Here is a 13,726-nt window from a genome sequence, read left to right as displayed (position 1 = left end):
CCGGAATCGGGCTATAAAACGGAACTTGAACAGGAACAAACGGGCGTCATACCCCGAAACCGGAACAGGGATATGCATGGCGGCGGACAGGCCAACCAACCTGGCGGATGATGGCGAGCCGATCACCATCGTCGAGCCGCTGATCCCCGAAGAAGCCTCCCGGCACCGCCCTGCCCTCAACGATCTGGCGGTGGAGCTGGCGATGGCCTCCTCCGCCCTGCGCGCCGCGCTGCCAGAGGCGGTCCGCACCCCGCTGGCCGGCCTGGTGCGGTCGATGAACTGCTACTACTCGAACCTGATCGAGGGCCACAACACCCACCCGGTCGACATCGAACGCGCGCTCAATCAGGATTTCAGCCAGGATCAGGCCAAGCGCGATCTGCAGCTGGAGGCGGTTGCCCATATCGCGGTGCAGAAATGGATTGATGAGGGCGGGCTGCCCGGCCACCCGCTCGATCCCGCCGTGCTGCAGGAGATCCACCGCCGGTTCTGCGAGAATCTGCCCGCCAGCCTGCTCGTCACGCGCGGCCCCGACGGCACGGAGACCCGGATCATCCCCGGCGCCTTCCGCACGGATTATGTGCAGGTGGGCAAGCACGTCGCCCCCAGCCCCGGCGCGGTGGCGCGGCTGCTGGCCCATATGCGCAAGATGTATGGCACCCAGGGCCGCAGCGGCGCCATCATCGCCACCGCCTGCGCCCATCACCGGCTGGTCTGGGTGCACCCCTTCCTCGACCTGAACGGGCGGGTGTCGCGCATGGTGGCCCACGCCATGCTGCGCCAGAACGTGAATTCCGAGGGCCTGTGGTCCGCCTCCCGCGGCCTCGCCCGCAAGGAGGCCGAGTACAAACAGCGCCTGATGGCCGCGGATGAGCCCCGCCACGGCGGCGCCGACGGGCGCGGCAACCTGTCGGAGCAGCGGCTGGCAGAATTTGCCGCCTTCTTCCTGGACACCGCGCTGGATCAGGTCCGCTTCATGGAGCAGCTGATGCAGCCGCAGGCCCTGCGCGCCCGGGTTGAGGCCTGGTGCCAGGGTGAAATCCGCGCAGGCCGCCTGCTGACCGGCGCCGAAACGGTGATGCGCGAGGCTCTGACACTGGGCAAACTGGAGCGCGGAAGCGTGCACGGCCTGCTTGGCGTCAGCGACCGCCAGGCCCGCAAGGTGACCGCCGGATTGCTGGCATCCGGCGCCCTCTCCTCGCCAACCCAGCGCGCGCCCCTGCAGCTGGCCTTCCCGGCCACCCTGGCCGGAGACTGGATGCCCGGCCTGTTTCCCAGCCGCTGACGCCGCGCCCGGAACCGCCCAACACTAGAAAATGCTTGCACGAATCCCGCGCTTTGGCCAATAGTCACGGAAAAGAGGCGGCAAACGCCAAATTCCGTGAACACGCCACGCAGCAGACACACGGGTAAAAGGCAGAGCGGCGCAGATGGCAGGCACAAGGGCAGATGGATCATACATACACACCTGAGGATCTCAATGCGGTGATCCGCCAGCATTCCGAATGGATTGCGGCCCAGCTGCACGCGCAGCGCGAAAGCCTGTTCCCGCCGAATGCCTCCAAGACCATGCGCAAATTCACCTCCGGCGAGGCCGCAAGCCTCTTGGGCGTGAATGATTCCTACCTGCGCAAGCTGCATCTGGACGGCAAGGGCCCCTCGCCCGAGCTGACCGCCGGCAACCGCCGCCAGTATTCCGCCGAGGACATCCGCGAACTGCGCGAACTGCTGGAAAAAACCGCCCGCAAGCCCGGCGATTACCTGCCCGGCCGCCGCGACGGCGACCATATGCAGATCATCGGCGTGATGAACTTCAAGGGCGGCTCCGGCAAGACCACCACCTCCGCCCATCTGGCGCAGCGCCTCGCGCTCAAGGGCTACCGGGTGCTGGCGATCGACCTCGACCCGCAGGCATCGCTCACCGCGCTGCACGGCGTCCAGCCGGAGTTCGACCTCAAGGACGGCGGCACGCTGTACGATGCCATCCGCTATGACGACCCGGCGCCGATTTCCTCGGTGATCCGCAAGACATACATCCCGAATCTCGATCTCATTCCCGGCAACCTCGAACTGATGGAGTTTGAGCACGACACCCCCCGCGCCCTCGCGCAGGGCAGCGCCGGGCTGTTCTTTTTCCGGGTCAAAGAGGCTCTGACACAGGTCGATTCCGACTATGACGTGGTGGTGATCGACTGCCCGCCACAGCTTGGCTTCCTGACCATGTCGGCGCTCTCCGCTGCCACCGGCGTGCTGGTCACCATCCACCCGGAAATGCTCGACGTGATGTCGATGTCGCAGTTCCTGCGCATGACCGCCGACCTGATGGACGTGATCGCCCAGTCCGGCGCCGACATGAGCCACGACTGGATGCGCTACCTGCTCACGCGCTACGAGCCGTCGGACGCGCCGCAGAACCGCATCGTTGCCTTCCTGCGCACCATGTACGGCGACAAGGTGCTGAATGCGCCGATGCTGAAATCCACCGCAATCTCCGACGCAGGCCTCACAAAACAGACCCTATACGAGGTCGAACGCAGCGCTTTCACCCGCTCCACCTATGACCGCGCGGTCGAAAGCCTGAACGCGGTGAACGACGAAATCAGCCAGCTCATTCAGGAAACCTGGGGGCGCCCATGACCAGCAAGAAATCCCGCCTCTCGATGCTCGACAGCCTGGCCGCGGCCGGCGCGCCGGTCTCCTCCCCTGCCCCGGCGACGCCGATGATGTCCAGCAACCGCGCCCTGCGCTCGGCCCGCGACGCGGTGGATTCGCACCGCGTCTGGGATCTGGAACCGCATCAGATCGAGGACACCCGCGTCCACGACCGGCTCGACCCCAACGACATCCACGACCTGCGCGACGCGATTGAGGCCAACGGCCAGACCGTGCCGATCCTGGTGCGCCGCCACCCGTCTGAGGCCGACCGCTACCTGCTGGTCTACGGCCGCCGCCGGCTGGAGGCGATCCGCGCCTCCGACAAGGTCACCAAGGTCCGCGCCCTGGTCGCCACTCTGGATGATGACGCCGCCGTGCGTGCGCAGATTTCCGAAAACATGGCGCGCCGCGACCTCTCCTTCATCGAAAAGGCGCTGTTCGCGCAGGAGCTGGTCGAAAACGGTTTCGGCAACCAGTCGCAGGTCGCCGAGGTGCTGACCGTCACCAAATCCTCCGTCTCCATGGCCATCGCCATTGCCGAGGCGGTGGGCCCCGATCTGATCCGCGCCATCGGCCCGGCTCAGGGCATCGGCCGCCCCCGTTGGGACGCGCTGGCCAAGGCAATTGCCGCCAGCGGCACCAGTCAGGAGGGGCTGATTGCCATCGCCCAGAAGGAATACGACGATTTCACCATGCGGGCCGTCAACGGCACCGCCGAGGCTGAACCCGCCGATCCTTCGGTTCTGGCGTTTGAGGCGGTGTTCAGCGCCGCTGGCGCCGCCCCTGCCCCGCAGAAACCGGCCAAACCCGCCAAGGCGCGCACCCTCAGCCAGCCGCTGACCGTGGATGGGCTGCGCAGCGCCACCCTGCGCCGCACCGCCAAGGGCGTCAGCCTGGAACTGCCCGGCGGCGGCTTTGCCGACTGGCTGGAGGCAGAGGCGCAAACACTGATTGAAGAGCTTCACGCACGCTGGCAGTCGCGCGGCGAAGAATAAATGATAACAACAACTTAGGAGGCACAGAGCAGGCAAAAAAGAAGGCCCCGCAGAACCGAAGCTCCACGAGACCAACTTGTTTCTAGCACCCTCAAGTTAGTGGCCGGAGCCTGTAACCGCAAGTCCAAAGCGATTCGCGGGCCGCTGTTTTTTTGTCTTTCGTGATGATGACATGGGATATATGCCCCTCACGCCTTTTGGGCGAACGGTGGATGCTGTCCTGCTGAAACACCAGCAGGCCGCCGCCGCGCCCTCCCCTATGCCCGGCCCTGTCAGCAAATGGGACGCGTTGCGCGAACTGGCAGCCGCCCGCAAGGCCTATGGCCTGAATGACCGCGACCTCTCCGTCCTGCAGGCGCTGATCAGCTTCCTGCCCGGCACCGAGGTGGATCCGCGGCCCGGTGTCACCGTGGTGCATCCGTCCAACCGGGCAATCTGCGAGCGTCTGAACGGGATGCCCAATTCCACCATGCGCCGCCATATGGCCAAGCTGGTGGCCGCGGGCATCCTGATCCGCCGCGACAGCCCCAACGGCAAACGCTACGTGCGCCGCTCTCAGGGTGAACGGGTGGCCTATGGGTTTGACCTGTCTCCCCTCGCCCGCCGTTACGCCGAGTTTTCCGATGCCGCCGAGGCAGAACGCGCCCTGGCGGACCGTATCAAGCAGTTGCGCGAAACCGTCAGCCTGATGCGCCGCGACCTGCTCAACCTTGCCCTTCTGGGCGCCGCAGAACGGCCTGAGATTGCCGTCTGGGACCAGTTCCAGGACCTCGCGCATCTCACCGCCCGCGACCTGCGGCGCAAGCTGGGACTGGCGGAACTGTCAGACATCCAGACCCGCCTCTCCACCGCGCTGGAGGAGGCTGAAGGCCATTTGGAGACCCTTTTTGCAGACGAACCGGGCACCAGCGGCGCCCAAAATGAGCACCACTATCAGAATTCTAAGAAAGACTCTTTTGAATCTGAACAGCCCGTTAAGGCAGCGCACGCACCACAAACGGAATCGCAAGAGGACACCGGCTATGCTGAGAAACCCTCAGAACGAAGGCCCGTGAACCATGAAGCGCCGCACCAAACGCCCAAGGCCCTTGCCCCCAGCGGCCCCAACCTGCCGCTGCGCCTGATCCTGTCGGCCTGCGGCGAAATCCAGAGCTACGCGGACGGCCCCATCCGCCATTGGCCCGACCTCCTGCGGGCGGCTGATACCGTGCGCCCGATGATGGGGATTTCTTCTGCCGTCTGGGAGGAGGCCAAAACCGCCATGGGCACGGCAGAGGCTGCAACCGTGGCCGCCGCCATGCTCGAACGGTTCGCGGATATCCGTTCACCCAGCGGATACCTCCGGCATCTGACCGCCAAGGCTCTGTCGGGAACCTTCACCAGTGCCCCGATGGTCATGGCCCTGGCCCGCAAAGCCGCAGCCTGAAGAGTTCACAGCTGTGAACTCCGGGCCTGGCACCGCGGCTGCCGAAGAGACCAAGACCGCCTCAGCGCAGTGCCCGCAAGGCCTTCGTCAGAAGGACTACCTGGTCAGCTGCCGCCGCTTGGCGGCGCGGATTTCACGGGCCTGCTGCTCTTGGCCGGTCCGGAAGGATTCCTCGACAAAATCCATGTGCCGCCGGGCCGCCGTCTCGGCGCGGTCCGGGTCGCCGTCGATGATCGCCTGGGCAATTTCCTTATGCTGCTTCAGCAACTCGGCGCCGGTGCCATCCATCGTGCGCAGGAATTCGCGGTTGTAGAACACCCCCTGCCGGGTCAAGTCGTAGACCGAGGCCATCATGTGAATCAGCGTGGTGTTCTGGCTGGCGTCGACCACGGCGGTGTGCAGGCGGAAGTCGGCCTCCTGGCTGGCGTCCTGATCGTCCTGCTCCCAGGCTTTCTGCATGTCGGCGATGATCTCTGCCAGCCGGGCCTTGTCGGAGTCGGTGGCGCGGGCGGCGGCCAGGCGGCTGGCAAAGGCCTCCTGCTCGCGGCGGTATTCCAGGTAGTCGTAGAAGGCGCCGCCGTGGCGGGTGTAGAGCGACAGGAGGGCAGGGGACATGGCCCGCCCGGTGAGCGGCGCGATGAAGGTGCCCTCGCCATGGCGGACATTGACCAGGCCGCGGCTTTCCAGCGTTTGCAGCGCCTCGCGCAGTTTGGGTCGCGACACCCCCATGGCCTCTGCCAGCTCCCGCTCGGAGGGCAGTTTGCGGCCCTCCTTGAGGATGCCGTCGACGATCATCGTCTCAATCTGCTCCACCACGGCATCGGCAATCGATTCGTGTCCAACGGGGTCAAACGGGCGGATATCGGTCATGGCGTCCACTTTGATGCAGGGAAACCTCAATCCAGAGGTCATTCCGAAACTTTACCACTGCATCGCAAAACTGCAAGCCGCGGTACCCAGAAATACGGATATCCGGTGTTGAGGCAATGTTATGAAAGAAAACAAACTTTTTAGAATCCCTCTTCAAAGTGCCGGAAATACATGCGGTTTTCCGCGCCTCACGTTCCCAGCACCAACCAGCTAAGTGGTAAATAAAGTTGTTGACTGAATTATGTGGTCAACAATATTTACCAGTCATGCCGCATCAGCGGCTGGAATTGCGGCCGGAGGAGCGGCCGGACTGAACCCGGAGGAGATCCCATGAAAAAGACCCTGACCACGCTGGCCGTGGCCGCATCGCTGCTGGCAGCCCCTGCCGCACATGCCGCCGACAAGCTGCTGCTGAAAACCCCGATTGCGTTTTCGACCGCGCTGCCGGGCCTTGGCACGCCGATCCCGCGGGTGGCGGAGCAGCTGGACCTGATGTCCGGCGGCAGCCTCAAGATGAAGGTCTATGAGCCCGGCAAGCTGGTGCCGCCGTTCGAGATCCTGGATGCGGTGTCCTCGGGCAAGATCAACTCCGGCTACACCACCGCCGGCTACTGGGCGGGCAAGATCCCGGCTGCGCCGCTGTTCTCTGCCGTGCCGTTCGGGCCGGAGGCGGGCGAATACATGGCCTGGCTCTACTATGGCAACGGCATGACCTTGTATCAGGAGATGTACGATCAGGCGGGATACAATGTGAAGGTGCTGCCCTGCGCGGTGATCGCGCCGGAGACCTCTGGCTGGTTCGCCAAGGAGATCAACAGCGCCGAGGACCTGAACGGCCTGAAGATGCGGTTCTTTGGCCTGGGCGGCAAGGTGATGCAGAAGCTGGGCGTGGCCACATCGCTGCTGCCCGGCGGTGAGATCTTCCCGGCGCTGGAGAAGGGCGCGATTGACGCAACCGAATTCTCGATGCCTGCGATCGACGCCCGTTTGGGTTTCCACAAGCTGGTGAAATACAACTACTTCCCCGGCTGGCACCAGCAGGCCACCGTGTTTGAACTGCTGGTCAACAAGGACGTCTGGAACGAGGCCAGCGCCCAGCACAAGGCCATCATCGAAAATGCCTGCAAGGCCTCGATGGCCGACAGCTTTGCCGAAGGCGAGGCGATCCAGCACGCGGCGCTGATCGACAATGTTGAAAACAACGGTGTCCACATCAAGCAGTGGGACGCGCAGATGCTGGAGCTGTTCCGCGCCACCTGGGATGAGGTTGCCGCGGAAGAGGCGACCAACGACCAGTTCTTCGGCCGGGTGCTGCTGGACATGCAGACCTTCCGCGAAGGCTATGCGGTCTGGAAGGAAAACGCATTCCTCCCGCGCAAGTAATCCGCTTGCGCACCTTGGGGCGGCAGCATTTCCGCCGCCCCGCTTTCCCTGATTTTCGTCATTTCCCTGACTGATACGGGCGCTTTCACGTCCGCGCACGCCACGTTCCGGAGGAGGAAACCATGGCTGAGAATCTGCACCTGCAGGACGACCCGATCGAACGCTACGAAGAGATCCTTGAGCATGGCGACGAGGACCGGCAGCAGCTGGCGGTGTGGATCGACAACGCGGTCAAGGGGACCGGCAATCTGGTGATGTGGGCCAACCTGCTGCTTGTGCTGGCCATCGTGTCGCAGGTCGCCTTGCGCTACCTGCTGAACCAGAACTATCCCAAGCTGGACGAGATCCAGTGGCATTTCTACGGGCTGGTGACGATGATCGGCATTTCCTATGCGCTGGTCACCGACAGCCACGTGCGGGTCGATGTGCTGCATATGCAGCTGAGCCGCCGCGCCCGGCGGATCATCGAGGTGATCGGCATCCTGACCCTGCTGGTGCCGTTCATCTATCTGATGATCGATCAGGGCTATGATTATTTCTACGAAAGCTGGCGGGTGAGCGAACGTTCCGACAGCCCCACCGGCCTGCCGGGCCGCTGGGCGCTGAAGGCGGTGATCCCCTTGAGCTTTGTTCTGCTGGCGGCGGCGGCGCTGGCGCGGCTGATCCATGACGGCCACGCGCTGCTGGCGGGCCCGGCAGAGGAGCGCTTGGGCAAAAGCCTGCGGCTGGTGATCTGGGCGCTTGTCGGCTTTGCTGTTGTCGCCACCGCGCTGACCTTCCTGGTGGAGACCACCGAGGAAAAGCTGGTTATTGCCATGTTCCTCACCTTCATTGCGCTGCTGTTCACCGGCTTTCCGGTGGCCTGGACGCTGGCCGGGGTCGGGGTGGCCTATTGCGGGCTGGCCTATCTGTTCGACAACGGCATGATGCACTGGACCGGGCTGGAGGAAACCCTGACCGGGCTGGATTACCTGACCCTGGGCGCGGTGGTGAACCGGGTCTATGCCACCATGTCGAACGCGGTTCTGGTGGCGCTGCCGATGTTCATCTTCATGGGTCTGATGCTGGATGAAAGCGGCGTGGCGGAGCGGCTGATGGGGGCGATGCAGCGGCTGTTCGGCACCGTGCGCGGCGGGCTGGCGATCACTGTCACCATGATCGGCATCATCCTGGCGGCCTCCACCGGCATTATCGGTGCCTCTGTGGTGCTGCTGGGCGTGCTGTCGCTGCCGTCGATGATGGAGCAGAAATACAGCCCCGCGCTGGCGGCGGGCGTGGTCTCGGCCTCCGGCACGCTGGGGATCCTGATCCCGCCTTCGATCATGCTGGTGATCATGGCCGACCAGATGGCGCTGAGCGTGGGTGATCTGTTCATGGCGGCGGTGTTTCCGGGTGTGATCATCGGGGCGCTGTACCTCACCTATATCTTTGTGATCGCCCTGATCAAACGCGACGTGGCACCGGTGCCTGCGGGGGCCAAGCGTCCGGATTGGGCCGCGGTCAAGGACGTGCTGATCGCGGTGCTGCCGACGCTGGGGCTGATTCTGGCCGTGTTAGGCTCTATTTTTGCGGGACTCACCACGCCGACCGAGGCGTCGGGCGTGGGTGCCTTGGGGGCCACCCTGCTGGCGCTTGGCTACCGCAAGCTGACGCTGGCGAAGCTGGTCAATGTGCTCAAGGCGACCTTCAACACCACCGCCTATATCTTTGCGATCTTCCTGGGCGCGACGGTGTTTTCCTATGTGCTGCGGGAGCTGGGCGGCGACGCGCTGATCGAGGAGATGATCCAGGGCACCGGTTTCGGGCCGGAGGGCACCGTCTTCATGATCCTGTTCATCGTGTTCCTGTTGGGGTTTGTGCTGGACTGGATCGAGATCACCCTGATCGTGCTGCCGCTGATGCGCCCGATCGTGAACGGGCTGGGGCTGGATATCCCCGGGTTCGGCGCCATCGATGAGCCGGCGCTGGTGTGGTTCGTGATCCTGGTGGCGGTGACCTTGCAGACCTCCTTCCTGACGCCGCCGGTGGGCTTTGCGCTGTTCTACCTCAAGGGCGTCTGCCCGCCGGAGATCCGTTTGGGGCATATCTACAGGGGCATCATCCCTTTCGTGCTGCTGCAGCTGACCGGGCTGATGTTTGTCTACCTGTGGCCGGCGCTGGCGACCTGGCTGCCATCTGTGGCGTATTGAGCAGGGGAGGGTGGCTGCGATGACTGATGCAGAGCTGATTGCTGCGCTGAAATCCATCTGCGGGCGCCGCCATGTGCTGACCGGCGACCGCGCCACCCGGCGGTTCCGCAAGGGGTTCCGCTCCGGCGAGGGGGAGGCGCTGGCGGTGGTCCGGCCCGCAACCCTGCTGGAGCAGTGGAAGGTGCTGCGGGCCTGTGTCGCGGCGGACAAGATCGTCATCATGCAGGCGGCCAACACCGGCCTGACCGAGGGGTCCACCCCCAAGGGCCGCTATGACCGCGATGTGGTGCTGATCAACACCCGGCGGATGGACCACCTGCAGCTGCTGGACGGGGGCAAGCAGGTGGTCAGCTTCCCGGGCAGCACGCTGTTTGCGCTGGAAAAGCTGCTGGCGCCGCTGGGCCGTCAGCCGCATTCGGTGATCGGCTCTTCTTGCATTGGGGCGTCGATTGTGGGCGGGGTCTGCAACAACTCCGGCGGGTCGCTGGTGGAGCGGGGGCCGTCTTATACCGAGCTGTCGCTGTTTGCCCGCATCACCGGGGACGGCGAGCTGGAGCTGGTCAATCACCTGGGCATCAATCTGGGCAACAGCCCCGAGGAGATCCTGACCCGGCTTCAGACCGGCGATTACCGCCCTGAAGACATCGAGACCGGCAACCGGAAGGCCTCTGACACGTCTTATGCCCGGCGGGTCCGCGATATCGACGCGCCGACCCCGGCGCGGTTCAATGCCGACAAGTCGCGGCTTTATGAGGCGGCGGGCTGTGCGGGCAAGCTGGCGGTGTTTGCGGTGCGGCTGGATACTTATCCGAAGAACACCGAAGAGCTGACCTTTTACGTGGGCAGCCAGACCACCGCGGCGCTGACAGCATTGCGCCGCCGCATCCTGGCGGAGTTTGCCACCCTGCCGGTGAGCGCCGAATACATGCACCGGGATGTCTTTGACCTGTCGGACCGCTATGGCAAGGACACCATGGTGATGATCGACAGGCTGGGCACCGACCGGCTGCCGATGTTCTTTGCGCTGAAAGGCGCGGTGGATGCGCGGCTGGCGGGTATTCCGGGGCTTGGCAATCTGACCGACCACGTGATGCAGATGCTGTCGCGCCTGTGGCCGGATATCCTGCCGCGGCGGATGCGGGCGTTCCGCCGGTCGTATCCGCATCACCTGATCCTCAAGATGCGCGATGGCGGCATCGCCGAGGCCCGCGCCCTGCTGGCGGAAATGGCGGGCAGCGGCGGCCTCAGCTATTTCGAATGCACCCCGCGCGAGGCCAAGATGGCCGGGCTGCACCGCTTTGCCGCGGCCGGCGCTGCGGTGCGCTACATGGCGGTGCACCGCTCGGAGGTGGAGGACATCATCGCGCTGGACATCGCCCTGCGCCGCAACGATCAGGACTGGTTCGAGGAACTGCCGCCGGAGATCGGGGATCAGCTGGCCGGCAGGCTCTATTACGGGCATTTCATGTGCCATGTGCTGCATCAGGATTACATCGTGAAGAAGGGCGCCGACGTGAAGGCGCTGAAGGCGGCGATGCTGGCACAGCTGGATCAGCGCGGGGCCGAATACCCGGCGGAGCACAATGTCGGCCACCTGTATCCGGCCAAGCCGGACCTGGCGGCGTTCTACAAATCGGTGGACCCCACCAACAGCATGAACCCCGGCATCGGCAAGATGTCCCGGAACAAGCATTACGCCTGACCGGCCTGCAGCGTCCCCGGGACCGAAAAGTTGCGTTAAACCAGCCGCCTGGGCCGCCGCCCGGGCGGTTTGCCGTCATGCAAAGGTTGCCGTGGCGGCGCGGTTCTGCAACCGTGGCAGCCATTGGTTACCGGACTATGTGGTAAAAAACGGGGCAGGGCAGGCGGCAGCGGCACAGACCGGCGGCGTCCGCCCGGCACGGAGCAGCCTGCCGGACGGCGTCCCGGGGCTGCACAGCCAGAAAGGTGCAGCATGACCAGTGACACCCGACCGCTTTCGCTGAATGTTCCAGAGCCGGGCTGCCGCCCGGGCAATACGCCGGATTTTTCCGGTTTTGAAATTCCGCGCGCGGGCGCGGTGCCGCGGCCGCCGGTGGATGTGGACCCGGATGCGATCCGGGACATGGCGTTTTCCATCGTGCGGGTGCTGAACAAGGACGGCGCGGCAGTGGGGGACTGGGCGGGCGCGCTGAGCACCGAAGAGCTGCACGAGGGGCTGCGCCACATGCTGCTGCTGCGCACGTTTGATGCGCGGATGCTGAACGCGCAGCGGCAGGGCAAGACCAGTTTCTATATGCAGCATCTGGGCGAGGAGGCGGTCAGCTGCGCCTTCAGCCGGGCGCTGGAGCCGGGCGACATGAACTTTCCGACTTACCGGCAGGCCGGGCTGCTGATCGCCAGCGGCTATCCGATGGTCACGATGATGAACCAGATCTACTCCAACGCCGAGGACCCGCTGCACGGGCGGCAGCTGCCGATCATGTATTCCTCCAAGGAACACGGGTTTTTCACGATTTCCGGCAACCTGGGCACCCAGTTCGTGCAGTCGGTTGGCTGGGCGATGGCCTCAGCCATTTCCGGCGATACGCGGATTGCGGCGGGCTGGATCGGCGACGGCTCCACCGCGGAGAACGATTTCCATGCGGCGATGGTGTTTGCCTCGACCTACACCGCGCCGGTGGTGCTGAATATCGTCAACAACCAATGGGCCATCTCGACCTTCCAGGGCATTGCCCGCGGCGGGGTCGGCACCTTTGCCGCGCGCGGCCACGGGTTCGGCATCGCCTCTGTCCGGGTGGATGGCAACGACTATCTGGCAGTGCATGCGGTGGCGAAATGGGCCTGTGAACGCGCCCGGCGGGGGCATGGGCCAACCCTGATCGAACATGTGACCTACCGCGCGGGCGGCCATTCCACCAGCGATGATCCGTCCGCCTACCGGTCCCGGCGCGAGGCGGCGGCCTGGCCGCTGGGCGACCCGGTGGAGCGGCTGAAGAAGCACCTGATCGCCATCGGGGAATGGAGCGAGGAGCGCCACGCCCAGGCCGAGGCAGAGGTGCTGGACACGGTGCGGGCGGCGCAGAAGGAGGCGGAGGCCATCGGCACGCTGAGCGCCGGCAAGGTCCCCAGCCCGCGCGACATGTTCGAAGGCGTCTATGAAACCATGCCGCCGCATCTGATCCGGCAGCGCCAGGAAGCGGGGTTCTGAGATGGCGCGGATGACCATGATCGAAGCCATCCGCGAGGCCCATGACGTGGCGATGGCGGCGGACGAGCGGGTGGTTGTTTTCGGCGAAGATGTGGGGTTTTTCGGTGGTGTCTTCCGCTGCACCGCCGGGCTGCAGCAGAAATACGGCAAATCCCGCTGCTTTGACGCGCCGATCAATGAATCCGGCATCGTCGGCACCGCCATTGGCATGGCGGCCTATGGGCTGAAGCCGGTGATCGAGATCCAGTTCGCGGATTACGTCTATCCGGCCTATGACCAGATCGTTTCCGAAGCGGCGCGGCTGCGGCATCGCTCGAACGCGGATTTCACCTGCCCGCTGGTGATCCGGATGCCGACCGGCGGCGGCATCTTCGGCGGCCAGACCCATAGCCAGAGCCCGGAGGCGCTGTTTACCCATGTGTCGGGGCTGAAGGTGGTGATGCCCTCCAACCCGCGCGACGCCAAGGGGCTGCTGCTGGCGGCGATCGCCGACCCGGACCCGGTGATCTTTTTCGAGCCCAAGCGGCTCTATAACGGGCCGTTTGACGGCCATCACGACAAGCCGGTGGAAAGCTGGAAGTCCCATCCGCTGGGCGAGGTGCCGGACGGGGACGGGATTGTGCCCTTGGGCAAGGCGGCGGTGCGGCGCGAGGGCGCGGAGGTGACGGTGCTGGCCTATGGCACCATGGTGTTTGTGGCCGAGGCGGCGGCGGAGGAGACCGGGGTGGACGCCGAGGTGATCGACCTGCGCAGCCTGATGCCGCTGGACTTGGAGGCCATCGTGGCCTCGGTGCAGAAGACCGGGCGCTGCGTGATCGTGCATGAGGCGACCCGCACCTCCGGTTTCGGGGCGGAGCTGATGGCGCTGGTGCAGGAGCATTGCTTCTATCACCTGGAGGCGCCGGTGATCCGGGTGACGGGCTGGGACACGCCCTATCCGCATGCGCAGGAGTGGGAGTATTTTCCGGGGCCTGGCCGGGTCGGCGAGGCGCTGAAGAAAGTCATGGAGGACTGATCC

At 64.9% G+C, this 13,726-nt stretch carries 10 protein-coding genes; 9 read left to right on the top strand and 1 reads right to left on the bottom strand.

Annotation, left to right across the window (positions count from 1 at the left end):
• Nucleotides 1-76: 76 nt before the first annotated feature.
• The 4 genes from K3725_RS21910 to repC all read left to right on the top strand — a co-directional run bounded on the left by K3725_RS21910 (nt 77) and on the right by repC (nt 5,076).
• Nucleotides 77-1,285, top strand: a complete 1,209-nt coding sequence (locus tag K3725_RS21910; protein WP_260019112.1) for a Fic family protein — start codon at nt 77-79, stop codon at nt 1,283-1,285.
• Between the two features lie 164 nt (nt 1,286-1,449).
• Nucleotides 1,450-2,637: a plasmid partitioning protein RepA gene (gene repA / locus K3725_RS21905; protein WP_260019111.1), complete on the top strand. Its 1,188-nt coding sequence runs from the start codon at nt 1,450-1,452 to the stop codon at nt 2,635-2,637.
• Entirely contained in the window at nt 2,634-3,650 is a 1,017-nt protein-coding gene (repB, locus tag K3725_RS21900; RefSeq protein WP_260019110.1) for a plasmid partitioning protein RepB, read from the top strand. The genes repA and repB overlap by 4 nt, the downstream gene beginning before the upstream one ends.
• Before the next feature lie 172 nt (nt 3,651-3,822).
• Nucleotides 3,823-5,076: a plasmid replication protein RepC gene (gene repC / locus K3725_RS21895; RefSeq protein ID WP_260019109.1), complete on the top strand. Its 1,254-nt coding sequence runs from the start codon at nt 3,823-3,825 to the stop codon at nt 5,074-5,076.
• A 96-nt stretch (nt 5,077-5,172) separates the two neighbouring features.
• On the opposite strand, the gene K3725_RS21890 is transcribed toward repC, so the two are convergent.
• Nucleotides 5,173-5,946, bottom strand: coding sequence for a FadR/GntR family transcriptional regulator (locus K3725_RS21890; RefSeq protein WP_260019108.1), 774 nt, complete (start codon nt 5,944-5,946; stop codon nt 5,173-5,175).
• Between the two features lie 330 nt (nt 5,947-6,276).
• On the opposite strand from K3725_RS21890, the gene K3725_RS21885 reads away from it, so the two are divergent.
• The 5 genes from K3725_RS21885 to K3725_RS21865 all read left to right on the top strand — a co-directional run bounded on the left by K3725_RS21885 (nt 6,277) and on the right by K3725_RS21865 (nt 13,723).
• Nucleotides 6,277-7,329 carry a TRAP transporter substrate-binding protein gene (locus K3725_RS21885; protein WP_260019107.1) on the top strand — a complete coding sequence of 351 codons (1,053 nt, stop codon included), beginning with the start codon at nt 6,277-6,279 and terminating at the stop codon, nt 7,327-7,329.
• A 122-nt stretch (nt 7,330-7,451) separates the two neighbouring features.
• Nucleotides 7,452-9,518, top strand: a complete 2,067-nt coding sequence (locus K3725_RS21880) for a TRAP transporter large permease subunit (protein ID WP_260019106.1) — start codon at nt 7,452-7,454, stop codon at nt 9,516-9,518.
• Nucleotides 9,519-9,537: 19 nt separating this feature from the next.
• Entirely contained in the window at nt 9,538-11,220 is a 1,683-nt protein-coding gene (dld, locus tag K3725_RS21875) for a D-lactate dehydrogenase (protein ID WP_260019105.1), read from the top strand.
• A gap of 252 nt (nt 11,221-11,472) precedes the next feature.
• Entirely contained in the window at nt 11,473-12,708 is a 1,236-nt protein-coding gene (locus K3725_RS21870) for a 3-methyl-2-oxobutanoate dehydrogenase (2-methylpropanoyl-transferring) subunit alpha (protein ID WP_260019104.1), read from the top strand.
• 1 nt (nt 12,709) lies between these two features.
• A complete protein-coding gene (locus K3725_RS21865) occupies nt 12,710-13,723 on the top strand; it encodes an alpha-ketoacid dehydrogenase subunit beta (protein ID WP_260019103.1) in 1,014 nt (337 codons plus the stop codon).
• Nucleotides 13,724-13,726: the final 3 nt, after the last annotated feature.

This window comes from Leisingera sp. S132, assembly GCF_025144465.1.
Lineage (GTDB): Bacteria > Pseudomonadota > Alphaproteobacteria > Rhodobacterales > Rhodobacteraceae > Leisingera.
This window is presented reverse-complemented; position numbering and strand designations above follow the sequence as displayed.